Source organism: Sphingopyxis sp. P8 (genome assembly GCF_020622175.1).
Lineage (GTDB): Bacteria > Pseudomonadota > Alphaproteobacteria > Sphingomonadales > Sphingomonadaceae > Sphingopyxis > Sphingopyxis jiangsuensis.
Genome location: NZ_JACNMK010000001.1, coordinates 1,351,335 through 1,375,889, shown reverse-complemented (window position 1 = coordinate 1,375,889; position 24,555 = coordinate 1,351,335). Strand labels below are relative to the sequence as shown.

Annotated in this window: 22 protein-coding genes; 4 read left to right on the top strand and 18 right to left on the bottom strand. The window is 65.2% G+C overall.

What is annotated here, in order from left to right:
* Positions 1-17 precede the first annotated feature (17 nt).
* From serA to H7692_RS06670, 4 genes are all read right to left on the bottom strand, one after another.
* Positions 18-1,604 (bottom strand): phosphoglycerate dehydrogenase, encoded by a 1,587-nt coding sequence (gene serA, locus H7692_RS06685; RefSeq protein WP_227339943.1) that lies wholly within the window; start codon positions 1,602-1,604, stop codon positions 18-20.
* Positions 1,605-1,710: 106 nt separating this feature from the next.
* Complete coding sequence (locus tag H7692_RS06680) at positions 1,711-2,838, bottom strand: phosphoserine transaminase (protein ID WP_222135573.1); 1,128 nt, start codon at positions 2,836-2,838, stop codon at positions 1,711-1,713.
* 117 nt (positions 2,839-2,955) lie between these two features.
* Complete coding sequence (locus H7692_RS06675) at positions 2,956-3,273, bottom strand: PepSY domain-containing protein (RefSeq protein WP_222135574.1); 318 nt, start codon at positions 3,271-3,273, stop codon at positions 2,956-2,958.
* Positions 3,270-3,914 (bottom strand): sulfite oxidase heme-binding subunit YedZ, encoded by a 645-nt coding sequence (locus tag H7692_RS06670; RefSeq protein WP_227340048.1) that lies wholly within the window; start codon positions 3,912-3,914, stop codon positions 3,270-3,272. Before H7692_RS06670 ends, H7692_RS06675 begins: the two co-directional genes overlap by 4 nt.
* Before the next feature lie 112 nt (positions 3,915-4,026).
* Between H7692_RS06670 and H7692_RS06665 the strand changes: the two genes are divergently transcribed.
* On the top strand, positions 4,027-4,722 hold the full coding sequence (locus H7692_RS06665) for an extensin family protein (protein ID WP_222135576.1): 696 nt from the start codon (positions 4,027-4,029) through the stop codon (positions 4,720-4,722).
* A gap of 48 nt (positions 4,723-4,770) precedes the next feature.
* The gene (locus H7692_RS06660) at positions 4,771-5,640 is read left to right on the top strand and encodes an LOG family protein (RefSeq protein WP_201926998.1); all 870 of its coding nucleotides are present in this window, start codon (positions 4,771-4,773) and stop codon (positions 5,638-5,640) included.
* 40 nt (positions 5,641-5,680) lie between these two features.
* Here the strand turns inward: H7692_RS06660 and H7692_RS06655 are convergent, their stop codons facing one another.
* Together H7692_RS06655 and H7692_RS06650 are read right to left on the bottom strand one after the other, a co-directional pair.
* Positions 5,681-6,109, bottom strand: coding sequence for a c-type cytochrome (locus tag H7692_RS06655; protein ID WP_201926996.1), 429 nt, complete (start codon positions 6,107-6,109; stop codon positions 5,681-5,683).
* The gene (locus tag H7692_RS06650) at positions 6,109-6,741 is read right to left on the bottom strand and encodes a c-type cytochrome (protein WP_222135577.1); all 633 of its coding nucleotides are present in this window, start codon (positions 6,739-6,741) and stop codon (positions 6,109-6,111) included. The genes H7692_RS06655 and H7692_RS06650 overlap by 1 nt, the downstream gene beginning before the upstream one ends.
* Before the next feature lie 169 nt (positions 6,742-6,910).
* Between H7692_RS06650 and H7692_RS06645 the strand changes: the two genes are divergently transcribed.
* The gene (locus H7692_RS06645) at positions 6,911-7,801 is read left to right on the top strand and encodes a prephenate dehydratase (RefSeq protein WP_222135578.1); all 891 of its coding nucleotides are present in this window, start codon (positions 6,911-6,913) and stop codon (positions 7,799-7,801) included.
* Positions 7,802-7,810: 9 nt separating this feature from the next.
* Here H7692_RS06645 and H7692_RS06640 read toward each other — a convergent pair whose 3' ends face one another.
* The 8 genes from H7692_RS06640 to guaA all read right to left on the bottom strand — a co-directional run bounded on the left by H7692_RS06640 (position 7,811) and on the right by guaA (position 16,360).
* Positions 7,811-8,485, bottom strand: a complete 675-nt coding sequence (locus H7692_RS06640) for a CDP-alcohol phosphatidyltransferase family protein (protein ID WP_222135579.1) — start codon at positions 8,483-8,485, stop codon at positions 7,811-7,813.
* Positions 8,486-8,604: 119 nt separating this feature from the next.
* Entirely contained in the window at positions 8,605-9,096 is a 492-nt protein-coding gene (locus H7692_RS06635; RefSeq protein ID WP_222135580.1) for a hypothetical protein, read from the bottom strand.
* Positions 9,093-11,897, bottom strand: a complete 2,805-nt coding sequence (gene polA, locus H7692_RS06630; protein WP_222135581.1) for a DNA polymerase I — start codon at positions 11,895-11,897, stop codon at positions 9,093-9,095. The genes H7692_RS06635 and polA overlap by 4 nt, the downstream gene beginning before the upstream one ends.
* 86 nt (positions 11,898-11,983) lie before the next feature.
* Complete coding sequence (locus H7692_RS06625; RefSeq protein WP_222135582.1) at positions 11,984-12,436, bottom strand: CHRD domain-containing protein; 453 nt, start codon at positions 12,434-12,436, stop codon at positions 11,984-11,986.
* Positions 12,437-12,553: 117 nt separating this feature from the next.
* Positions 12,554-13,039, bottom strand: a complete 486-nt coding sequence (locus H7692_RS06620; RefSeq protein WP_314816962.1) for an AAC(3)-I family aminoglycoside N-acetyltransferase — start codon at positions 13,037-13,039, stop codon at positions 12,554-12,556.
* A gap of 55 nt (positions 13,040-13,094) precedes the next feature.
* Positions 13,095-14,273 carry a formate-dependent phosphoribosylglycinamide formyltransferase gene (gene purT / locus H7692_RS06615; protein ID WP_222135583.1) on the bottom strand — a complete coding sequence of 393 codons (1,179 nt, stop codon included), beginning with the start codon at positions 14,271-14,273 and terminating at the stop codon, positions 13,095-13,097.
* Positions 14,270-14,767, bottom strand: a complete 498-nt coding sequence (locus H7692_RS06610) for a GFA family protein (RefSeq protein WP_222135584.1) — start codon at positions 14,765-14,767, stop codon at positions 14,270-14,272. Before H7692_RS06610 ends, purT begins: the two co-directional genes overlap by 4 nt.
* 6 nt (positions 14,768-14,773) lie before the next feature.
* Positions 14,774-16,360 carry a glutamine-hydrolyzing GMP synthase gene (gene guaA / locus H7692_RS06605; RefSeq protein ID WP_201926976.1) on the bottom strand — a complete coding sequence of 529 codons (1,587 nt, stop codon included), beginning with the start codon at positions 16,358-16,360 and terminating at the stop codon, positions 14,774-14,776.
* Positions 16,361-16,559: 199 nt separating this feature from the next.
* On the opposite strand from guaA, the gene H7692_RS06600 reads away from it, so the two are divergent.
* Positions 16,560-19,007 (top strand): TonB-dependent receptor plug domain-containing protein, encoded by a 2,448-nt coding sequence (locus H7692_RS06600; RefSeq protein ID WP_222135585.1) that lies wholly within the window; start codon positions 16,560-16,562, stop codon positions 19,005-19,007.
* A gap of 81 nt (positions 19,008-19,088) precedes the next feature.
* On the opposite strand, the gene H7692_RS06595 is transcribed toward H7692_RS06600, so the two are convergent.
* The 4 genes from H7692_RS06595 to H7692_RS06580 all read right to left on the bottom strand — a co-directional run bounded on the left by H7692_RS06595 (position 19,089) and on the right by H7692_RS06580 (position 24,490).
* Positions 19,089-20,141 (bottom strand): glycosyltransferase family 4 protein, encoded by a 1,053-nt coding sequence (locus H7692_RS06595; protein ID WP_222135586.1) that lies wholly within the window; start codon positions 20,139-20,141, stop codon positions 19,089-19,091.
* Positions 20,138-21,019 carry a UDP-2,3-diacylglucosamine diphosphatase gene (locus tag H7692_RS06590; RefSeq protein ID WP_227339941.1) on the bottom strand — a complete coding sequence of 294 codons (882 nt, stop codon included), beginning with the start codon at positions 21,017-21,019 and terminating at the stop codon, positions 20,138-20,140. Before H7692_RS06590 ends, H7692_RS06595 begins: the two co-directional genes overlap by 4 nt.
* Positions 21,020-21,296: 277 nt before the next feature.
* On the bottom strand, positions 21,297-22,730 hold the full coding sequence (locus H7692_RS06585) for an aldehyde dehydrogenase family protein (RefSeq protein WP_222135588.1): 1,434 nt from the start codon (positions 22,728-22,730) through the stop codon (positions 21,297-21,299).
* Positions 22,731-22,843: 113 nt separating this feature from the next.
* Positions 22,844-24,490, bottom strand: coding sequence for an acetolactate synthase large subunit (locus tag H7692_RS06580; RefSeq protein WP_201926967.1), 1,647 nt, complete (start codon positions 24,488-24,490; stop codon positions 22,844-22,846).
* Positions 24,491-24,555: the final 65 nt, after the last annotated feature.

Genomic DNA, 24,555 nt, shown 5'->3' with positions numbered 1-24,555 from the left:
GGGAGGGCGTAGCTGCGTCAGAACTTCAGCCCCTTCACCGTCTTCACGCCGGGGAGCTGGCAGATCTGCCACAGCAGCGGCTCGGGCATGGCCGAGTCGATCGAGAGCAGCAGGATCGCCTCGCCGCCCGCTTCGCGGCGGCCGAGGTGGAAGGTGCCGATGTTGAGCCCGGCATCGCCCAGCGTCGACCCAATGCGGCCGATGAACCCCGGTGCGTCCTCGTTGACGATATAGAGCATGTCGCCGTCGAGGTCGGCCTCGACCTTGATGCCGAACATTTCGACGAGGCGCGGGTCGCCGTTGCTGAACAGGGTGCCCGCGACCGACCGGTCGCCCTGGCTCGTCGCGACGGTGACGCGGACGAGCGTGTGGTAGTCGCCCTCGCGATCGTGACGCACTTCGCGCACGTCGAGCCCGCGTTCGCGCGCGAGATGCGGCGCGTTGACCATGTTCACGCTGTCCGAATAGCGGCGCATCAGTCCGGTGAGCACGGCAGCGGTAATCGGCTTCATGTTGAGTTCGGCCGCAGCGCCCTCGACCTCGATCGAGATGGTGGTGAGATTGTCGTGCGCGAGCTGGCCGACGAGGCTGCCGAGCTTTTCGGCAAGCTCCATATAGGGGCGCAGCTTCGGGGCTTCCTCGGCCGACAGGCTGGGGACGTTGAGCGCGTTGGTGATGCCGCCGGTCAGCAGATAGTCCGAAATCTGCTCGGCGACCTGAATCGCGACATTGACCTGCGCCTCGTCGGTCGACGCGCCGAGGTGCGGCGTGCAGATGAAGTTGGGCGCGCTGAACAGCGGGTGGTCGGCCGGCGGCGGCTCGACCGCGAAGACGTCGAGCGCGGCGCCCGCGACATGACCGCTTTCGAGCGCGTCCTTCAGCGCTTCCTCGTCGATCAGGCCGCCGCGCGCACAGTTGATGATGCGCACGCCCTTCTTGGTCCTCGCGAGATTTTCGCGCGACAGCACGTTGCGCGTCTGGTCGGTGAGCGGCGTGTGGAGCGTGATGAAGTCGGCGCGGGCGAGCAAGGTATCGAGATCGACCTTTTCGACGCCGAGCTCGATCGCACGCTCGGGCGTGAGGAAGGGATCGAAGGCGACGACTTTCATGCGCAGGCCAAGCGCGCGCTCGGCGACGATGCTGCCGATATTGCCGCAGCCGATCAGGCCGAGCGTCTTCTGCGTCAGCTCGACACCCATGAAGTCATTCTTCGGCCATTTGCCCTGCCGGGTGCGCGCACTGGCGTCGGGGATCTGGCGCGCGAGCGCGAACATCATCGCGACCGCATGTTCGGCGGTGGTGATGCTGTTGCCGAAGGGCGTGTTCATCACGACGACGCCCTTGGCCGATGCAGCGGGGATGTCGATGTTGTCGACGCCGATGCCGGCGCGCCCGACGACTTTCAGGTTCGTCGCGGCGGCGAGGACGTCGGCGGTCACCTTGGTGGCCGAGCGGATGGCGAGGCCGTCATAGTCGCCGATGATCGCGATCAGCTCGTCCTTGGTCTTGCCGGTGATCTCGTCGACCTGGATGCCGCGTTCCTTGAAGATCGCGGCGGCCTTGGGATCCATCTTGTCGCTGATGAGAACTTTGGGTTGGGTCATTTCGATATTCCTTTTACCTCGTCATTCCCGCGAAAGCGGGAACCCAGTGTGGGATCAGCCCAGGCACGCTCTGGGTCCCCGCTTTCGCGGGGATGACGAAAAAATGTTAGGCGGTGAGCGTTTCGTAGGCCCAGTCGAGCCACGGGCCGAGCGCTTCGATATCGGCGGTGTCGACGGTCGCGCCGCACCAGATGCGCAGCCCCGGGGGGGCGTCGCGATAGCCCGCGATGTCGAAGGCAGCGCCTTCGGCTTCGAGCAACCCCGCAAACTTCTTGATGAAGTCGGCATCGGCGCCCGCGACCGACAGGCACACCGAGGTCTTCGAGCGGATTGCCGGATCGGCGGCGAGGTGGCTGAGCCAGTCGCGTTCCGCGACGATCGTGTCGAGCGCGGCGGCGTTGGCATCGCTGCGCGCCTTCAGCCCGTCGAGCCCGCCGACCGATTTCGCCCATTCGAGCGCGAAGATCGCATCCTCGACCGCGAGCATCGACGGGGTGTTGATCGTCTCGCCCTTGAACACGCCCTCGACCAGCTTGCCGCCCTTGGTCAGGCGGAAGACTTTGGGGAGCGGCCAGGCGGGAGTGTGGCTTTCGAGCCGTTCGACCGCGCGCGGGCCGAGGATCAAGACGCCGTGCCCGCCTTCGCCGCCGAGCACTTTCTGCCAGCTGAAGGTCGCGACGTCGATCTTGTCCCACGGCAGGTCATAGGCGAACACCGCCGACGTCGCGTCGGCAAAGCTCAGCCCTTCGCGGTCGTCGGCGATCCAGCCGCCATCGGGAACGCGAACGCCGCTGGTGGTGCCGTTCCAGGTGAAGAGTATGTCGTTCGACCAATCGACCTGAGCAAGGTCGGGAAGCTGGCCATAGTCGGCGCGCAGGATCGTCGGTTCGAGCTTGAGCTGCTTGGCGGCATCGGTGACCCAACCTTCACCGAAGCTTTCCCACGCAAGCGTCGTCACGGCGCGCTGCCCAAGCATCGTCCACATCGCCATTTCAAAGGCGCCGGTGTCCGAACCGGGCACGATGCCGATGCGGTGCGTGTCGGGAAGCTGGAGCAGCTCGCGCATCAGGTCGATGCAATATGCGAGTCGCGACTTGCCGATCTTCGCGCGATGCGAACGGCCCAGCGAGTCGGTCGAAAGTTTTTCGGGGGTCCAGCCCGGCGGCTTGGCGCAGGGACCGGAAGAAAAAGTGGGGCGCGCAGGGCGCACCTGCGGCGTCGTTACGTCAGTCATCAGTCTCTCCTTGCAGAGAGCTCGCGCGGCGTTGGGACCGCGTGGCCCGGCGCCGCGTTTAAGGACGGCGCCGGGTTTGTCAAATGATTTGGGTCCTGACGCTGGCGGCGCGCCGCCTCAATAACCCTTGGCGCGGAAGAGCACCTGGCCGCGGCGCGCGACATAGAGCTTTTCGAAGGTGACGGGGTGGAAATAGGCTTCGACCCGGTCGCCTTCGGGGGTGGTGCCATAGACTTCGTAGCAGCCGCCATCGACCTTCGACTTGCGGACCTGCCAGCCGTCCTTGGTCAGTTTCGATTCGAGCGCTTCGCGGCTCTTCCAGCCCGATTGCGGGCCGGCATCGCACTTGATCGCGCCGGTGGCGTGCGCGGGCGCCGACAGGCCCGCGGTGGCGGCGACGGCAAGCGCGAGCGCGGCGAGGGGGAGTTTGGTCATGGTCGGATTCCTTTCGGGGTTCGAGGGGGAGCGTCAACAGATTGGAGGCGCCGCGCCGCAAGGGCAAGCCAGACAAGGGCGAGCGGTGCGAAATGCGCGAGCGCCCCTGCAAGGCCATTGTGGACCCACCACCAGTGGAGGAGGGTGAGGAGCGCGGCGGGATAGGCGAGGCGCTGCAGCCGTTTCCACGCCGCTCCGAGCGCGCGCATCGCGGCATTGTTGCTCGTGCAGGCGAGCGGCAGCATCAGCGCGAGCGCGACCCATCCCGTCCAGATGCCCGGCGCGCCAATCTCGGCGAGCATGTCATCGAGATTGCCCATGTCGATCACATAAAAGACGAGGTGCGCGAGCGCGTAGAGAAAGGCCGCAACGCCGAGCGCGCGGCGCCGGCGCAGCAGCCAGCCGAGCCAGCGGCGGGCGCCAAGCACGCCGGTCAGCGGGCCGATCAGCATCGCTGCGATCATCAGCCGCGCGCTCGTCTCGCCGGTCGGGTGGAGCATGTCCATCGTATCGATCGCGCCATCGAGCCATCCGGCGAGCATCAAGGCACCCGGAATCGCCAGCAGGAGCCAGAAAAAGGGCAGGCTGTTGAGCAGGGATCGCAGTTTTGCCACCGGCGTGGGATAGGGGAAAGCGGTCACGATGGTCAATCAAAATGATAATCGTTCGCAACAAGGTCCGGGGCGTTAGCAATTGATTAACGATAGTTCTTTAGATTCCGGGTCCATGTCCGGTGTCCGTTTCCCTCGTCCGATGCGCCCAGGCGCGGCCTTGCGGACTGTGCTGGTCGCCGCGCTTGCTGTCAGCCTGTCCGGCTGTATCGGCGGCAACGTGCCCGGCGACCGCCGTGCGCAAACGGGGTCGGGGCCGTCGACCGCAAAAGACCCGAAACTTTCGACAGTGCCTGCCTTTTCGACCCCCGAGGCGCGGCAGTGTGCGGTCGACCTCGAGCGGGCGGGGGTACGCTTCACGCCGCTCGCGAACCAGGATTTCGGCGGTGGGTGCAGCGCGATCGATTCGGTCAAGCTGCTCGACATCGGCACGCCGACGAGCAATCTCGGCCCGATGACCTGTCCGCTCGCGCGCAATTTCGCGGCGTGGGCGCAACATGCGGTGCGCCCCGCTGCGCGGCTCCATCTCGGCAGCGACGTGGTGAAGATCGAGACCTTCGGCACCTATAGCTGCCGCAACATCTATGGCGGCCGTTCGGGGCGCCTGTCGCAGCACGCCTATTCGAACGCGGTCGATGTTTCGGGATTTGTGCTCGCCGACGGGCGTCGCATCATGCTCGACGGCGGCTGGAACGGCGACCGCGCGTCGCAGCAATTCCTGCGTGCGTTGCACAAATCGGCGTGTCGCCGCTTCGGCACCGTGCTCGGCCCCGACTATAATGCCGCGCACTACAACCATTTTCATTTCGACATGAGCGGCAACGGCTATTGCCGCTGAGGCGGGGCCGTCTTGGCAAAGTCACGCGGACCGGCTAGCCGCGAGGGAATGACAAAAGACAAGCAACCCCATCGCTCGCGTTTCCACAAGGCCAAGGATGACGCGCAGTTCGCCCAGCAGGCGACGACCACCCCGCAGACCGCGAGCGAGGCATATAAGCTCGCCTTCCAGGATACCGACTTCCTGCTGCGCGAAGATTTGCGCCCGGTGCGCTTCCAGCTCGAGCTGCTCAAGCCCGAATTGCTGCTCGACGAGGCGGGAATCGAATCGACGCTCGTCATCTATGGCTCGGCGCGCATTCCCGAACCCGAAGTGGCCGACGGTCTGGAAGCCGCAGCGACCGACGACGTCCAGCGCAACATTGCGCGCCGCCTGAAGGCGAAGGCCAAATATTATGACGAGGCGCGCGCGCTCGCGCGGATCGCAAGCCAGGTGCCGTGCGACGAGGACGGTTGCCGTCATTTCGTTGTCTGCTCGGGCGGCGGTCCGTCGATCATGGAAGCGGCGAACCGCGGTGCGACCGACGAGGGGCGCGATTCGATCGGGCTCAACATCGTTCTGCCGCACGAACAGGCGCCGAACCGCTATGTCACCCCCGATCTCAGCTTCCAGTTCCACTATTTCGCGCTGCGCAAGATGCACTTCCTGCTCCGCGCGCGCGCGGTCGCGGTGTTCCCGGGCGGTTTCGGGACGTTCGACGAGATGTTCGAGCTGCTGACGCTGATCCAGACGGGCAAGATCAAGCCGATCCCGATTGTGCTGTTCGGCAAGGAATTCTGGCATCGCGTCGTCAATTTCGACGCGCTGGTCGAGGAAGGCGTGATCAGCGCCCGCGACCTCGACCTCTTTACCTTCGTCGAGACGGCGGCCGAGGCGTGGGCGATTATCGAGGAATTCTACGCGCAGGTTGAATCCTGACGCGCATCCTTTCTGTCGCGTAGCGATGGGGAGGACCGGTTTATTGCGACTGTTCTTCCAGATACAGGATCAGCGCTTCGCGATCTGCGGGATCGATGACGCCCGCGAACGCCATGCGCGTGCCGGGGAGCGCCTTCATCGGCGCTTCGAGATAGGTGTCGAGCGCGGGCTTGTCCCAGACCCCGCCCTTTGCCTTCATCGCGCCCGAATAGGAGAAGCCGGGGTGCGATGCGACCGTCCGGCCGACGATGCCGTGAAGATTGGGGCCGATGCCGCTGGCGCCGCCCTTGTCGATCGTGTGGCAGGCGACGCAGCGCTTGAAGACCTGCTCGCCCATTGCCGCGGTCGGCTCTACCGCGGGCGCAGCGCTTTCGGAGGCGGACGGCGCGTCGCCCGGTGCAGGGCCGTCGGCCTTGCCGCATCCGGCAAGGGCCATTGCGCCCGCCAGAACGACGGACGCGGGGCGCATTATTTCGCGGCTTCTGCCGGTGCCGCTTCGGTCGCTTCGCCTTCGGCGGGGGCGGTGCCTTCGGCCACCACGCCATCCTCTGCCGCGGCTTCACCTTCGGCCTGCACGGCTTCGGGAGCGGGGAGGGGCAGGTTCGAACCCATATTGTTCATGTAAACGATCAGGTTCGCGCGATCCTCGGCGCTCGACAGGCCGGCGAAAGACATTTTGGTGCCGGGCGCATATTTGCGCGGGCTTGCGAGCCACTCGTCCATCGCTTCAAACGTCCAGTTGCCCGGGACCGACTTCAACGCATCCGAATAGGCGAAGCCTGCGACATGGCCGTGCGCCTTGCCGAGCGCACCATAGAGGTTGGGACCGATGCCGTTTGCGCCGCCTGCGTCGATCGTGTGGCATGCCGCGCATTTCGCGAACACCGTCTCGCCCTTCGCCGGATCGGCGGCGGCGAGAAGGTTGGCGAGCGGAACGGCGGATTCGCCGCCACCAGCGCCCGCATCGGCGTCCTCGATCGGATAGCCGGGCTTTTCGGGGGCATGGGTCGCCGACAACATGCCGGTGCCGATCGTCAGGCCCAGCGCGCAAATGCCGGCGAACAATACCCAGCCGGCAATAGTGTTGTTGCGATTGTCCATGCTCTGCAGCCCCGTTCGATAGCCCCGGCGCGGGGCGCTTGCTGTGAATTTGGACGCTCCCTTACTGGCGCGCGGACGGCGGCGCAAGGGGATGAAATCGGCGAACGGGCCGGTTGCGCGTCGGCGGACCTCCCGCTATGCGCCGCGGCTCTGGCGCGGAAAGGCAGTCATGGGCAGTTATTCGGCATCGGCACAGCATCTGGTGGACGCGATGAAGGCGGCGGCGCTCGCCGATCCGGCGCGCGGCCTTGCGTTCCAGGGTGCCCCCGGCGCGAACAGCGACCTTGCGGCGCGCGAATATGACCCCAATTCGCTGCCGCTGCCCTGCTATTCGTTCGACGATGCGATCGATGCAGTGCGCGACGGCCGCGTCGACCGCGCGATCATCCCGATCGAGAACAGCCTGCACGGCCGCGTCGCCGACATCCATTTCCTGCTCCCCGAATCGGGGCTGCACATCGTCGGCGAGCATTTCCTGCCGATCCGCTACGGGCTGATGAGCCGCGACCTCGGGCCGGTGACGCGTGCGATGAGCCACGAGCAAGCGCTCGGCCAGTGCCGGCAGTGGCTGCGCGCGAACAATATCTCGCCCGTTGCGCACAGTGACACGGCGGGCGCTGCGGCATGGGTTGCCGATAGCGACGAGGTGGGGCTCGCTGCGCTTGCGCCGCCGCACGCGGCGGAACTCTATGGGCTGACGCTGCACGGCACCGGAATGGAAGATGCCGATTATAACATGACGCGCTTCGTCGTCCTCGCGCGCGAGCCGCTTTCCGACGTGTCGGCGATTGCCGCCCCGATGACGACCTTTGTCTTCGAGGTGAAGAATGTCCCCGCCGCGCTCTACAAGGCACTCGGCGGTTTTGCGACCAACGGCGTCAATATGACCAAGCTGGAAAGCTATCAGGTCGGCGGCAGCTTTGCGGCGACCAAATTCTATGCCGACATCGTCGGCGCGCCCGGCGACGAGCGGATCGACAATGCGCTCGACGAGCTGCAATTCCAGACCAAATCGCTACGGTTGCTCGGCAGCTATGCGCAGGCGCGTCCGCGGCCCTGAACGACGAGGCTAGTCGCCGCGGCGACGCAGCATCCGCGCGGTCGTCGATGTCTGGACGACGAACAGCGTGACGAGGATGCTCGCAACGACGAGCGCGAACAGGTCGAACACCGAAAAATTGGTTCCGGCAACGTCCGCGGCGCCGATCACGGGCATGAGCGCGGTCATCGCCATCAGCATCAGTCGCAGTTCGGTCGGCCCTCCTGCCATGTAGGACAGACGAAATTCGCCGAGGATCTTCGCCGAAATGAAGGTGTGGATCGACAGCAGGAAATAGCCGATCACGGCCATCAGAGCGACGTCGAGCCGCATATAGGGGCTCATGCCGATCGCGCTGATCATCAGAAAGGTCGCGATCGCATCGACGCTATGATCGATGAAATAGCCGTAATTGGGCCGTTCGATGCCGCGCCAGCGCGCCAGGCTGCCGTCGAGCGAATCGCCGAACCAGTTGACGATATAGCCGACAAGCGAGAGGCCCAGCCACTCGCTGTCGACCCAGCTGAGCAGGTAGCCCGCGGCGACGAGCACCGCGCCCGCGAAGCCGAGCGCGGTGAGTTGGTCGGGCGTCACCCACGCGGGCAGCCGCGCGCAGAGCCAGTTGAGCAGGCGGCGCTCGCTGCGCGCGAGGATATTCTGCTGGATGCGGACCGGCGCCTTGGCGACGGGTTCGAACTTGCTCATGCCGACCCTTTGTTGCCGCCTGTCACAAAAGCGCCAGCCGGATGTCATCGCACCGTAATAGGAGCAATGTCAGCTATGCGAAAGGGCGGTGCGTTCGCTGCACCGCGCGTGTGCGGCGCTCAGTCGCGCCAGGGGCCGATTTCGCCGACTTCGCCGATAGTCCGGTACTGCACGCCGTCGCCCATCCATGCGACCTCCCACATCGGCGCCGGGCGCGCCCATTCGCCGATCACGAACAGCGGGATGCGGTTGCGCGCGACGAAGGCGAGGTCGTCGGGCGTCGGGCCGGGGACGATGGTTTCGGATTTCTGGTGGAGGCGGACGATCGCGATCGTGCCGGCGGGCGGTGGCGGAAGCGATTCGCGCGCGGGGAAGCCGAAACTTGCCGCGACCACCGGAAACCCCTTGTCGTCGCGCGCGAGCAGCAACAGCTTGTCGGCGGTGCCATAGGGGCCGCCAACGGGGCGCCCGACGACCTTGCGCCCCGCAACGGCCGCGAATTCGCGAATGTCGGCATCGGCAACGGGTGCGACGGCAGCGGGCGGCGCTGCGGCGGGCGCGTCAGCGGGGGCGGCGAGTTGCGCCGCGAGGACCAGCAGGGCGGCGATCAATGCGCGTCGCCCCAGCTCTTGCCCGTGCCGATATCAATGTCGAGCGGGACGCTGAGTTTCAGCACCGGCTCGGCCGCGCCCGCCATCACGCCGCGAATGACTTCCTTCGCGGGTTCCGCGAGGGCTTCGGGTGCCTCGAACACCAGTTCGTCATGGACCTGGAGCAGCATTTTGACGTCGGCGAGCCCCGCGGCGGCGAGCGCGGCGGGCATGCGCGCCATCGCGCGCTTGATGAGGTCGGCGCTCGTGCCCTGGATCGGCGCGTTGATCGCGGCGCGCTCGCTGCCCTGCCGCTCATTCTGGTTCGCGGCCTTGATCCGCGGGAACCAGGTTTTGCGACCGAACAAGGTTTCGGTGTAGCCGTGCTCGCGCGCGCCCTCCAGCGTGTCGCGGATATAGTCGGAGATGCCGGGAAATCGCTCGAAATAGCGGCTGATCAGCGCCTGCGCCTCGTCGGGGGTAATTTCGAGGCGGCCCGCGAGGCCCCAGCGCGAGATGCCGTAGAGGATCGAGAAATTGACCGTTTTTGCCTTGGCACGCGTGTCGCGATTGACCTCGCCGAACAATTCGATCGCGGTCGCGGCGTGAATGTCCTGCCCCTGCGCAAAGGCTTCCTTGAGTTCGGGAACGTCGGCCATATGCGCGGCGAGGCGCAGCTCGATCTGGCTATAGTCGGCGGCGAGCAGCAGATGGCCGGGCGCGGCGACAAAGGCGTCGCGGATCTGGCGCCCGACCTCGGTGCGGATCGGGATATTCTGAAGATTGGGGTCGGTCGACGACAGCCGCCCGGTCTGCGCGCCGACGAGGCTGTAGCTGGTGTGGACGCGGCCCGTGCTTGCGTTGATCTGCGCCTGGAGCGCGTCGGTGTAGGTCGATTTGAGCTTCGAAAGCTGGCGCCATTCGAGGATGAGCCGCGCGATCGGCACGCCGTCGCGTTCGAGCCGTTCGAGCTCGTTCTGGTCGGTCGACCAGTCGCCCGACTTGCCCTTGCGCCCGCCCTTCAGCCCCAGTTTGTCGAACAATATTTCGCCGAGCTGCTTGGGGCTGCCGATGGTGAAGGGCTGGCCGGCCTCCTTGTGGATTTCGGCTTCGATGCGCTGCATTTCGGTGGCGAATTCGCCCGACAGCCGCGCCAGATAGTCGCGGTCGACCATGACGCCCGCGCGTTCCATCGATTCGACCACCGCGACGAGCGGGCGGTCGACCATTTCATATACGCGCGTCCCGCCTTCGAGCGGCAGGCGGAGCTTGAGCAGATTCCAGAGGCGCAGCGCGACGTCGGCGTCCTCGGCGGCATATTCGGTCGCGCGGTCCAGCGGTACTTCGGCAAAGCTGATCTGCGACTTGCCGGTGCCGCACATTTCCTTGAACGTCAGGCAGACATGGTCGAGGTGGAGCCTGGCAAGCTCGTCGAGGCCGTGGCCATGCTTGCCCGCATCGAGCGCGAAGCTCATGACGAGCGTGTCGTCATAGGGCGCGATCGCGACCCCATGCTGCGCGAGCACGCCGATGTCATATTTGAGGTTGTGGCCGACCTTGAGCACCGCCTCGTCGGCGAACAGGTCGCGCAGACGGTCGAGCGCCGCATCGAAATCGACCTGCTCGGGGCGTTCGGCGAACATGTCGGTCCCGCCATGGCCGAGCGGAATATAACAGGCGCGCCCCGGCGCCGTCGCGAGGCTGACCCCGACGAGGCGGCCCGTGACGCTGTCGAGGCTTGCGGTTTCGGTATCGACCGCGACGACATGCGCGGCGCGCGCTTCGGCGATCCAGCGGTCGAGCGCGTCGAGCGTCGTGACGCATTCAAAGGCCGCGCGGTCGATTGCGGGCATGGCAGGCAGGGCAGGCGTCGAAGGCGCCTCGGCTGCCGCCGCCGATGTCGCCTTCGGCAGCGTCGGCGGGCCGCCGGGCGACGCGCCATTGTCGAGCTTGGCCGAGAGCGAGCGGAAGCCATGCTCGTCGAGGAAGACCTTGAGCGGCGCGGGCGGGATCGCGCCAAGCTTCAACGCGTCGAGCGCGTCGGGGAGCGGGCAGTCGCGCTTCAGGTCGACGAGGATGCGCGACAGCCGCGCCATGTCGGCATGTTCGATCAGATTGTCGCGCAGCTTCGACGGCTTCATCGTCTCGGCGCCCGCGAGCGCCTTTTCGAGGTCGCCATATTCGACGATCAGCTTGGTCGCGGTCTTGGGCCCGACGCCGCGGACGCCGGGGACATTGTCGACGCTGTCGCCCATCAGCGCCAATATGTCGCCGACCAGTTCGGGGCCGACGCCGAACTTTTCGTGGACCGCCTCGACGCCGAGGCGGACATTCTTCATCGTGTCGAGCATGTCGACGCGCGGGCCTTCGTCGGGCTCGCGGACGAGCTGCATCAAATCCTTGTCGCTGCTGACGATGGTGACGTCCCAACCCTCGCGCACCGCCGCCTCGGTGTAGCTTGCGATGAGGTCGTCGGCCTCGAAATTCTCCATCTCGATGCACGGCAGCGAAAAGGCGCGCGTCGCGTGGCGGATCAGCGGGAATTGCGGAACAAGGTCCTCGGGCGGGTCGGGCCGGTTCGCCTTATACTGGTCGTAAATCTCGTTGCGGAACGACTGGCTCGAATGATCGAGGATGACGGCGAGGTGCGTCGGTCCGTCGGCCTCGTGCAGATCCTTCGCGAGCTTCCACAGCATCGTCGTATAGCCGTAAACCGCGCCGACGGGCACGCCCTGCGGGTTCGTCAGCGGTGGCAGGCGGTGATAGGCGCGGAAGATGTAGCTGGAGCCATCGACCAGATAGAGATGATTCTTGTCCGACATGGCGCGCGGTGTAGCAGGGGTGTCGCAGCCACGCGAGCGTCGATGGAGGCGCGCGGCGAAGTCCCTTCATCGCCGCGCGCCGGACATCAGTAACGGTTGCCGAGCTGGCCCCGTATCGCGCCGTCGGGATAGGCGGCCGTGTGGATGTTCACATAATAGTTGGAAAAATCGCGCTCGATCGAATCTTCGAGCCATTCGGAACGACCCTTGCAGCCTTTCCAGGCGCCTTCGTTCGATTTGGTGAGCGGGAGAACGACGGGGCCATTGGTCCCGGCACGCCCGCGGTGAATATGCATGCCGGTGATCGTGTCGATGTTACGAATATCCTTCACGTCATAGCAAATCTGGTTGAATTCGTCCGACACGCTAATCTCTGCCGTGGCCGAACCGTCGGGATCGCCGGGGCCGACCTCTTGCGCGCCGGTCAGATTGGTGCGGTGGGTTTCGGCAAGCGCTTCGGCAGCCCCTTCTTCGAGGGTTGCGCAGCCCGCGAGCATCGTGACCGCAAGCAGATGTGCGGCCCAAAAATTCTTGTCCATCACTCGTCTCCCAAGGATATGCAAAGCCCCAGACGGGCATGCGGATTGAACCCTTGAAGGAAGGCGGGGTTCCGCCGTCGCGCGCGGACCGCGATGCCGCCCTGGCGCGCGCGAGGCTTATTCGCGTCCTGTCGATCGCGCGCGCGGCTTCAGATCGAAGTGCATCACGTCTTCGCGGACGCCAAGCTTGGTATAGAGCGCCACCGCCGGATCGTCGCCGTAATCGGCCTGAACAAAGACCGCCCAGGCTCCCGTATCCGCGGCGATACATTGTAGTTCCTCGATCAGCCGTGTCGCAATTCCGCGGCGGCGATGGTCCTTGGCGACCGCAAGGTCGTAGAGATAGATTTCGTTGCGCGCCGCCTCGAGCTTGGGGAGTTCATAGGCGGTGAGGCCGCCGACGACCCGGCCTTTCGCTTCCGCCACCAGCAGGATGATCGCATCCCTGGCCAACTGGCGTGTCAGCCACGCGTTGTCCGGCGTGTCGCGGCGGTAGGTTTCATTGTCCTCAAAGGCCGCGGCGTAAAGGGCGTTGAGGTCGCGCATTGTGGCAACATCGTCGGGGCCAAGGCGTCGGACCCGCAGATCGGGGGAGGCTGTCATGCCGCGGTATTTACGGGAAGAAATCGGGCAGGGCGAGCATGTGGAGCAAGGCCCGCTATGGATATTCGATCCGCAGCCTCGCCGCAGCCGCGACCGCCGCCGCGCGGGCGTCGTCGGTCGTGCCATCGGCTACCCGGGCCAATGCGACCCCCATGCGGCGCCAGGGGCGCGTTACGGGCTTGCCGAAGATGCGCGCGTCGACGGATGTCTTGGCATTCGGCGGCACAAGCGCGTCCGCGAGGCCTGCGATTGAGAAACTCTCCGCATCGCGGTCGGCGAGCAGCACCGCGCTCGCGCTGGCGTGCGGGACGGCGACGTCGGGAATCGGCAGGCCGAGGATCGCGCGCGCGTGAAGGTCGAACTCCGACAATTGCTGCGAGATCAAAGTCACCATCCCCGTGTCGTGCGGCCGCGGTGAGAGTTCGGAGAAGATGACGGCATCGCCCTTCACGAAAAATTCGACGCCGAAAATGCCGTGCCCGCCGAGCGCGTCGACGACCTTGGCCGCCATATCCTGCGCGGCCTTGAGCGCCGCCGCCGACATCGCGGCGGGTTGCCAGCTTTCGCGATAATCGCCGCGTTCCTGCCGGTGGCCGATCGGCGGGCAGAAGGACACGCCGTCCTTGTGCCGCACGGTCAGCAGCGTGATTTCATAGTCGAAGTCGATGAAGGCCTCGGCAATCACGCGCAGCCGGTCGCCGCGCATCCCGGCGGCGGCATAGTCCCACGCCGCGTCGATGCCCGCGGCGTCCTTGACCGTGCTCTGCCCCTTGCCCGACGAAGACATGACGGGCTTGACGACGAACGGAAAGCCGATGCGCGTCGCCGCGGCCGCGAGCTCGTCGCGGCTGGTTGCATATTCGAAGGTCGAGGTGACAAGCCCAAGCTCGCTTGCGGCAAGATCGCGGATTGCGTCGCGGTTCATCGTGAGCTGCGCCGCGCGCGCCGACGGGACGACGTGAAAGCCCCCGGCCTCGACCTCGGCCAATATCTCGGTTCGGATCGCCTCGATCTCGGGGACGATATGATCGGGGCGATGCTTTTCGATCGCGGCGCGCAGCGCGTCGCCGTCGAGCATCGAAAACACCTCGGCCGCGTCGGCAACCTGCATTGCGGGTGCGCCCGCATAGCTGTCGCAGGCGACGACATGGCAGCCGAGCCTTTTCGCCGAAATCACGAACTCGCGCCCCAGCTCGCCCGAGCCGAGGAGGAGGATTTTTGCGGTCGGGGTCATTCGGGCCAGTTTTCCGTATCATGGTCGGGATGCTGGTGGTTCGACGCCGCGATCGCGCCGACATAATCGGCCATCACCTCTTCGGTCGTCCCTTCCTGATGCAAGGACGGCAGCGTATCGAACCACGGCATCCGCGCCTCGACCCCGAACTGATATTTGGGGGTGAAGCGCGCGGGTTCGTCGAACGAGCCGGTGGTCAGATTGAGATGCTTCGACGCGAGATAGTCGTAATAGAGCGGCGTCCCGCAATCGCGGCAGAAACCGCGCGCGACCTGGTCCGAACTGTTGAACGAGGCCGGCTCCCCGCGCGTCCAGACGATCGCGTCGCGTGGAATGCCGACGAGCGCGGCAAAGAAATTGCCCGCCGCTTTCTGGCACATGCGGCAATGGCAGATGTGCGACGTGTCGAGCATCGCGGAGACATGATAACGGACGGCGCCGCATTGGCAGCCGCCGGAGGCTTGGGTTTCAATTCGCTCGAGCTTTTCCGGCATGGCGCTTCACTCCCACTCGATCGTTCCCGGCGGCTTTGACGTATAATCATATACCACGCGGTTGATGCCCTGCACCTCGTTGATGATGCGCGTCGCGCAGCGGCTGAGGAAACCGGCGTCAAAGGGGTAGATGTCGGCGGTCATGCCGTCGGTCGAGGTGACGGCGCGCAGCGCGCAGACATGGTCATAGGTGCGGTAGTCGCCCATCACCCCGACGGTCTTGACCGGGAGGAGCACCGCGAACGCCTGCCAGATCGCGTCGTAGAGGCCCGCATTGCGAATCTCTTCGAGATAGATGGCATCGGCCTTGCGGAGGATGTCGCAGCGCTCCTTCGACACTTCGCCCGGGATGCGGATCGCGAGGCCGGGGCCGGGGAAGGGGTGGCGGCCGACGAAGATGTCGGGGAGGCCAAGCTCCTTGCCGAGCAGGCGCACCTCGTCCTTGAACAGCTCGCGCAAGGGCTCGACGAGCTGCATGTTCATCCGTTCGGGCAGGCCGCCGACATTGTGGTGGCTCTTGATCGTCACGCTCGGTCCGCCGGTGAAGGAGACCGACTCGATCACGTCGGGATAGAGCGTGCCTTGCGCGAGGAAGTCGGCGCCGCCGATCTTCTTTGCCTCTTCCTCGAACACATTGATGAACTCGGCGCCGATGAACTTGCGCTTCGCTTCGGGGTCGGTGACGCCGGCGAGCCCCTTCATGAAGCGTTCCTCGGCGTCGACGACGACGAGCGGGATATTGTAATGGCCGCGGAACAACTCCTCGACCTGCTTGCGCTCGTTCATGCGCAGCAGGCCGTGGTCGACGAAGACGCAGGTGAGTTGCTCGCCGATCGCTTCGTGGATCAGCACCGCCGCGACCGCGCTGTCGACGCCGCCTGACAGGCCGCAGAGCACGCGCTGGTCGCCGACCTGCTCACGGATTTCGGCGATCTTGGTGGCGCGGAACTCGGCCATCGTCCAGTCGCCCGCGCATCCGCAGACGTGGCGGACGAAATTGGCGATCAGCCTGGCGCCATCGGGGGTGTGGACGACCTCCGGGTGGAACTGCGTGCCATAATAGCGGCGCTCGTCGTCGGCGATCAGCGCGAAGGGCGCGCCGTCGCTGACCGCGACAATGCGAAAGCCGGGGGCGAATTTGGTCACGCGGTCGCCGTGGCTCATCCACACCTGGTGGCGCTCGCCGACATCCCAGAGCCCGTCGAAGAGGACGCAGGGTTCGGTGACGGTCAGGAAGGCGCGGCCGAATTCGCCGTCGCGCTCGCCGTCGATGCCGCCGGGCTCGACCTGCCCGCCGAGCTGCTGGCTCATCACCTGCTGGCCGTAGCAGATGCCGAGAATAGGGAGGCCGCTGTCGAAGATCGACTGTGGCGCGCGCGGACTGCCAGGCGCGGGGACCGAGGCGGGCGAGCCCGAGAGGATCACGCCCTTCGGCTGCATGCGCTCGAGCGCGGCCTCGGCGGCGCTGAACGGCACGATCTCGCTATAGACCCCGGCTTCGCGAACGCGGCGGGCGATGAGCTGGGTCACCTGGCTGCCGAAGTCGACAATCAGGATGGATTCGGGGGCGGCGGAGGGGTTGGGAGTCGGCATGGCTGGCCGATAAGGAAGCGAAGCGATGCTGTCCAGCGGTCGGTGGTGGTCATTCGTCGATTGCGGATCGTGGTGCCATAAGTTTGCGACAATTGCCGCCTAGCCGGTCCGCAGTCATCGACCGTCCGCATTCGCGGACCGATTGGCTGTACCAAAATAACAGAATCAAGAAGTTAGTCAGGAAAGGCTCCCCTCCCCAATGACGATGTCATGCTCCCCGCTGTCGTTGCGCGCGGCGCTGCTGGCCGCAACGGCGTCGCTGGCCGTCCCTGCACAGGCCGATACAGCGAAGGCTGCATCCGATGCGGCCACGGCGGCCGACACCGCGCAACCGGCGCAACCGGTCGCGGTGCCCGCCGACAGCATCGAGAACACAGTGTTCGGCGGGGAGGAAGGCGATGAAATCATCGTGACCGCCCCCCGGCTTGCGGGCCAGCTTGACACCGATATCAAGGCCGAGGCTGAACTCGATGAGGCCGCGATCGCGAGCTATGGCGCGTCGAACGTGTCGGAACTGCTTGAAGCGCTCGCGCCGCAGACGCGCTCGGGGCGGGGACGCGGCAGCGGGCGACCGGTAATCCTGGTCAACGGGCGCCGTGTCGGCGGCTTCGGCGAGGTCCGCAACCTTCCCCCCGACGCCATCGCGAAGGTCGAGATTTTTCCGGAGGAGGTCGCGCTCCAATATGGATATTCCGCCGACGAACGCGTCGTGAACCTGGTGCTCAAACCCAATTTTCGCCAGATCGCCCTCGAAGGCGAGGCGGGCATCCCGACGCAGGGCGGGCGTTTCCACAGCGAACTCGAACCGAGCTTCCTGGCCATCGGCGAAAAGGGGCGCGTCAATATCAATGGCGGATGGGAGCATCGAACGATGCTGCGCGAAACCGGCCGCGACATCGCCTATGATCCGGCGACCGGCCGCGCCGCCGAGGCGCCCGCACGCAGCTTGCTCCCGGCGACCGACGAATATAAGCTCGATGCAACCATCCAGCGCAGCCTCGACAAGGTGACTGACGCCTCGATCAACCTGCGCTTCGACCAGACCGACAGCCTGTCGTGGCTGGGACCGCGCAATGGCGATGCGAACGATCCGCTGACCCGCGACAGTCGCAGTCGTAATCTCAGCGGCACCGCCAGCGTCAACGGTATGCTCGGCGACTGGCGCTGGTCGGCGACAGGCAATTATGCCGACGCGGATTCGCGTATCTTTACCGACCGGAATGCAGGCGCGCGCGACCGTTTCGACAGCAGCCAGCAGAGTTTTGGCGGCAATGCCAATCTGTCGGGCACGGTGACCGAGGGCTGGGCGGGGCCGATCCGCCTCTCGATGACAGGGAGCTATTCCGGCATCCGGTTCGACAGCCGCTCCGAACGGTCGGGCGACGTGACGCTGACCGAATTGTCGCGCGATACGCCGAGCGTGTTCGGATCGCTCACCGTGCCGCTGCTCGACCCCGAATATGATGTCGCGAACATCGGGCGCGTGTCGCTGACGCTGAGCGGGCAGACGCAAAAGCCCAGCGATTTTCAGTCGCTCGTCAATTGGGGAGCAAGCCTCAACTGGGGCGTGACCGACAGCCTGTCGCTGCTCGCCAGCTTCAACAGCGACGAAGCGGCGCCCGGCATCCAGCAACTCGGCGCGGCGCCGCTCGTGACGCCCGCGGTCACCTATTATGATTTCCAGACCGGGCAGACGGTGGAGATCACGACAACGACCGGCGGCAATCCATTCCTGCTCGCCGAACGGCGCCGCGACCTCAAGCTCGGGGTCAACTGGTCGCCGCCGATGGTCGAAGGCCTCAACCTGTCGGTCAATTACAACCGTAACGTCAGCCATGACACCGCCGAAAGCTTCCCGCTGCTGACGCCCGAAATCGAAGCGGCCTTTCCCGACCGTGTGACGCGCGACGCCAGTGGCGTGCTCGTGGCGCTCGACCAGCGGCCGGTCAATTTCAACCGCAGCGAAAATTCACAGATCCGCTGGGGGCTGAATTTCGGGAAGAGCTTTGGCCAATCGGACGAGCGTGGCGGCGGGCGCCGGGGCGAAGGCGGTCCGCCGCCAGGCGGCGCGCGCGAGGGCGCGGGTGGGCCTCCGCCGGGGGCGGCACGCGGCCCGCGACCGGGCGGCGGTGGCGGCGGTATGCGCGGCCGGATGTTCGGCGGGCCGCAGGGCGGGCGCTGGCAGGTGTCGCTCTATCATACGCTGAGGCTCACCGACACGGTGCTCATCCGGCCCGGCGTCCCCGAACTCGACCGTCTCAATGGCTCGGCGACCGGCAATAATGGTGGAAGCAATCGGCATCTTGTCGAACTCGACGGCGGCGTCTTTTACAAGGGCGTCGGCGCGCGCTTCAGCGCCAAATATGACAGCGGCAGCCGCGTGACGGGCGGCACCGCGGGCGACCTGCATTTCGGCGATCTCGCGACCTTCAACCTGCGCATGTTCGTCGACCTGAACCAGAAGCCCAAGATCACCGAAGCGCTACCCTTCCTGAAGGGTTCGCGCCTGCGGCTTGCGATCGACAATATCTTTGACGCGCAGCGCCGGATCAGTGACGCAAACGGGGTCGTGCCGTTCAACTATCAACCGGGGTATATCGACCCGCTGGGCCGCTACATCGAGATCGAGTGGCGGAAGAGCCTCTAGAGCTTGTCCTGTTTAGATTGAACAGATTCAAGCCCCTCCCCTGAAGGAGAGGGGCTTGATTCCACCCAAACCGAACAAGCTCTAGGCCGCGAGGCCCGGGGCACCGTGCATCGGCTCGGGCGCCGGGCGAGCGGGAACGAAGGTCAGCGCCTTGACGAATTGTCCGGTGCAGCTTTGCCAGCTGTAGCGCGCGCCGAGCGCCGCGGCATCGGCGCGCCCGCGCATCAGCGCGGCGGCGATCGCCTCGTCCAGATCCTCGTCGAGCGCGCCGGCCTTCTCGGTCACGATATCGGCCGGCCCAGCCACCGGATAGGCCGCGACGGGGGTGCCGCAGCTCAGCGCCTCGATGATCACCAGTCCGAAAGTATCGGTGCGGCTCGGAAAGACGAAAACATCGGCGCCGGCATAGGCAGCGGCGAGCGCCTCGCCCGTCTGCTTGCCGAGGAAATGCACATGCGGGTAGCGCGCGCGCAATTCGGCGAGCGCGGGGCCGTCGCCGACAACAACCTTGGTGCCCGGCTGCGCGGTGTCGAGAAAGGCCTCGATATTCTTTTCGACCGCGACGCGCCCGACATAGAGCTGGATCGGACGCTTCAGTCCGGACAAACCGGGGTGCGGCGGACGGTCAGGCCGGAACAGGCGGTGGTCGACGCCGCGTTCCCAGAGCATCGTCCGGTCGAGACCCTGCGCCGCCAGCTCGTTCACGAGCGAGCGCGTCGCGACCATGATGTGCTGCGCGGGGCGGTGGAACCAGCGAATGAAGCGCCAGACCAGATCGGGCGAAATAGGGAGGCGCGCCGCGACATAGTCGGGGAAGCGCGTGTGATAGGCGGTGGTGAAGGGAAAGCCGTTCCTGATGCACCAGCGCCGCGCCGCGAGGCCCAGTGGTCCTTCGGTCGATATGTGAATTGCTTGCGGATCGAACGCACGGATGCGGCGACCGACCGCGCGCTGTCCGGCAAAGGCGAGGCGGATTTCGGAATAGGAAGGGCAGGGGATCGAACGGAAGAGGTCGGGCGAGATGACGCCGACCTCATGCCCCGCGGCGCGAAGTTCGCCGATTGTCGCCTGGAGCGTGCGGACGACGCCGTTGACCTGCGGCTCCCACGCATCGGTGACGATCAATATCCTCATGCGGCGCGTGCCGGCGACGGAAGCTTGAGTTGCGCCGGTGCGTCGCGCGCCTCGACCTCCTTGGCCCAGTGCAAAATCTCCATGCGCCCGTCGTGATGCTCGACCAATGCGGTGCAGCCTTCGACCCAGTCGCCGTCGTTATAATAATCGACGCCTTCGATTTCGCGCATCTCGGCGCTGTGGATGTGGCCGCACACGACGCCGTCGACTCCGCGCGAGCGTGCGGCATGCGCGACGACCTCTTCATAGCGGCCGATGAACTGCACGGCATTCTTGACCTTATGCTTGGCGACCATCGACAGCGACCAATAGGGAAGGCCGAGCTTGCCGCGCACCCAGTTGACCGCGACATTGCACTTCATAAGCGTCGTGTAGGCAGCGTCGCCGACGAAGGCGAGCCAGCGGTGCGCGAGCATTACCGCGTCGAATTCGTCACCGTGGACGACGAGCAGCTTGCGGCCGTCGGCGGTTTCGTGAACCGCCTCGCGGCGGATTTCGACGCCGCCGAAATCGAAGCCGTCGAAGGGCTTGACCATCTCGTCATGGTTGCCGGGAACATAGACGACGCGCGCGCCGCGCTTGGCGCGCTTGAGCACGCGCCACACCACGTCATTATGCTCGGGCGGCCAGAAGTGCCGCTTCTTGAGCCGCCATCCGTCGATGATGTCGCCGACAAGGTAGAGCGTCTCGCAATCGACATGGTCGAAGAAGTCGATGAGCAGCTTGGCGTTGCAGCCGCGCGTGCCGAGGTGGATGTCGCTGACCCACACGGTGCGATAGCTCCGCCGTTCGCCGATCACCCGTTCAGGAACATGGGGTTCACTGTTGAACGGATCGGCAAATCGCGCGGGGATCGGCAGGGTCGAGATCGAGGCCATGTCGTACTCCGTAAGCAGCTCTTGGCTGCCCCCGGCCTAGACAGGAGATTTGTTACACGCGGCGAATCAAAGCCGCGACAGTTTGAAGAAAGATCGGTGGCGGTTCGGTGACGTTGCTCCAGAGTGACACCTATCCTCCCCGTCGATGGGGGAGGCAGCGAGACTTGTCAGCTTGCTGACTAGTTGCAGCGGTGGGGGTGATTTCTCGGCCTTACACCGGCGGCGCAAGGCCGCACCTTCACCCTCATCCAACTTCGCCCATCAAGGGGGAAGGAGATCAGGTCCGCCGGATAACCAAATTCCTGATTTCGCTCATGTCCTCCATCGCGAAGCGGACGCCTTCGCGGCCGAGGCCGCTGTCCTTGACTCCGCCATAGGGCATGTTGTCGACGCGGTAGGAGGAGACGTCGTTGACGACGATGCCGCCGACCTCGAGCTCGTCCCAAGCCTCGAGCACCTTGTGCAGATCGCGCGTGAAGAGGCCGGCCTGGAGGCCGAACTTGCTGTCGTTGACTTCGGCAAGCGCCTTTTTCCAGTCGGTGAATTTCGAGAGGATGACGACGGGACCGAAGGCTTCCTCGCGCACGACATCGCTGTTTTCGGGGGCGTCTTCGAGCAAGGTCGCCTCCAGCATATTGCCGTCGCAGCCGCCACCCGCGAGCAGTGTCGCGCCCGCGCCGACCGCATCGTCGATCCAGCCTTTCAGCCGCTGCGCCTCCTTGGCGGAGATCATCGGGCCGATGAAGGTGTCGCGATGCTTGGGGTCGCCCGATTTCAGCGTCTTGACCCTGGCGACCAGCATGTCGCGGAAGCGGTCGTAGATGTCGGCGTGGATGATCACGCGCTGGACGTGGATGCAGCTTTGCCCCGACTGGTAATAGCCGCCGAAGATGATGCGTTCGAGCGCGTGATCGAGATCGGCGTCCTTGTCGACGACGACCGCGGCATTGCCGCCGAGTTCGAGCACGACCTTCTTCTTCCCCGCCTTGGCCTTCAAATCCCAGCCGACGCCGGGCGAGCCGGTGAAGGAAAGGAGTTTCAACCGTTCGTCGGTGGTGAACAGGTCGGCGCCGTCACGGCTTGCAGGCAAAATGCTGAATGCGCCTTCGGGCAATATGTCGCATTCGGCAAGAATCTCGCCCATGATGATCGCGCCCAACGGCGTCATCGACGCGGGCTTCATCACGAAAGGACAGCCGATCGCGATCGCTGGCGCGATCTTGTGCGCGGCGAGGTTGAGCGGGAAATTGAACGGCGAGATGAAGCTGCACGGCCCGATCGGCACGCGCTTCCACATCCCCATATAGCCCTTGGCACGCGCCGAAATGTCGAGCGGCTGGATCTCGCCATAGTTGCGCACCGCCTCTTCGGCCGCGATGCGGAAGGTGTCGATCAGGCGGCTGACCTCGCCCTCGCTGTCGGCAATCGGCTTCCCCGCCTCGACGCACAGCGCATAAGCGAGTTCGTCGAAGCGTTCCTTGAAGCGCGCGACGCAATGGTTGAGGACGTCCTGCTTCTCGTAGCTCGCAAGCCGCGCCATCGGCTCGGCGGCGCGCACCGCGCCGGCAATCGCCTCGTCGATCACGTCTGGGGTCGCGAGCGCGGTACGGAACGCGGCTTCACCGGTATATTTGTCGGTGACGACAAGGTCGGTATTCGGCTGCGCCGCCTTGTTGTTGAGGTAGAGCGGGTAGACGGTTTTGAGCTTCATCGCATCTCTCCCCCCTCCCCTTCAGGGGAGGGGCCGGGGGTGGGGCCATCGGGGTAGCATAAGGCCGCAGCCCCCACCCCAACCCCTCCCCTGAAGGGGAGGGGCTTAGGCGCTTATAATTCCTTCGACAATTTCTTGATGTCGATGTTCAAAATCTGGTCATTCTCCGAATAATCGACCGGACAGTCGATCAGGTGGACGCCCGGCGTGTCGGTGCAATGCTGCAGCACCGCCTTCAGATGCGCGGCGCTTTCGACGCGGTGGCCGTGCGCGCCATAGCTTTCGGCATATTTGACGAAATCGGGATTGCCATAGGTCAGCCCCCAATCCTCGAACCCCATGTTCGCCTGTTTCCAGCGGATCATGCCATAGCTATTGTCGTTGAGGATCAGCACGGTGAGATTAAGGCCGAGCCGCACCGCGGTCTCCATTTCCTGGCTGTTCATCATGAAACCGCCGTCGCCGCAGATCGCCATGACCTTGCGATCGGGATAGACCATCGCCGACATCATCGCGCTCGGCAGCCCCGCGCCCATCGTCGCGAGCGCATTGTCGAGCAGGACGGTGTTCGGCTTGCACGCCGTATAGCCGCGCGCGAACCAGATCTTGTACACGCCATTGTCGAGGCAGATGATACCGTCGTCGGGCATCGCGTCGCGGACCTGCTGGACGAGGTGCGGCGGAAAGATCGGGAAGCGTGCATCGTCGGCCAGCCCGCGCGTATGGTCGACCTCCGCCGCGCGATAGGCGAGCATATGATCGAAATTCCAGCCGCCGTTGGGGACGATATCTTCCTTCATCTGCCAAACGGCATTGGCGATATCGCCGATCACCTCGATATGCGGGAAATAGACGGGGTCGACCTCGGCGGTCTTGGTCGACACATGGATGACGGTCGGTCCGTCCTGCTGCATGAAGAAGGGCGGCTTTTCGATCACGTCATGGCCAAGGTTGACGATGCAGTCCGCAGCCTCGACCGCGCGGTGGACGAAATCGCCCGCGCTCAAGGCCGCGCAGCCGAGGAATTTCGGATGCCGCTCGTCGATCACGCCCTTGCCGAGTTGCGTCGTCAGAAAGGGGATGCCGGTCTTTTCGATGAATTGCAGCAGCATGCGGCTCGTCATCGTGCGGTTCGCGCCCGCGCCGATTACGAGGACGGGTGACTTCGCTTTTTCGAGCGCTTTCACCGCCTCGCGGATCGATTTGCTGTCGGCGTTGGGGCGCCGCGAATGGCTGCGCTTGAGCGGGGTGGAATCGGTGTGTTCGTCGGCGATGTCCTCGGGCAGCTCGATATGCACCGCGCCCGGCTTTTCCTCTTCGGCGAGGCGAAAGGCCTCGCGCACGCGGCTCGGAATATTGTCCGACGAGGCCATCTGGTGCGTGAATTTGGTGATCGGCCCCATCATCCGCACGACGTCGAGGATCTGGAAGCGGCCCTGCTTCGATTTCTTGATCGGCTTTTGCCCGGTGATCATCATCATCGGCATCCCGCCGAGTTGGGCATAGGCCGCCGCGGTCACGAAATTGGTCGCGCCCGGCCCGAGCGTCGCGAGGCACACGCCGGTCTTGCCGGTGTGCCGCCCATAGGTGGCGGCCATGAACCCTGCACCCTGTTCGTGGCGCGTGAGGATGAGCTTGATCTTCTTCGACCGCGACAGACTGTCGAGAAAATCGAGATTTTCCTCGCCGGGAACGCCGAAAATATACTCGACACCCTCTTCCTCGAGGCATTCGATGAACAGGTCGGATGCTTTTTTCATGCGTGTCGCCCCCTTAAGCCGCGCACCGCCATGGTGCGGCCCCAGATCATGCCGGCGACCCTTCG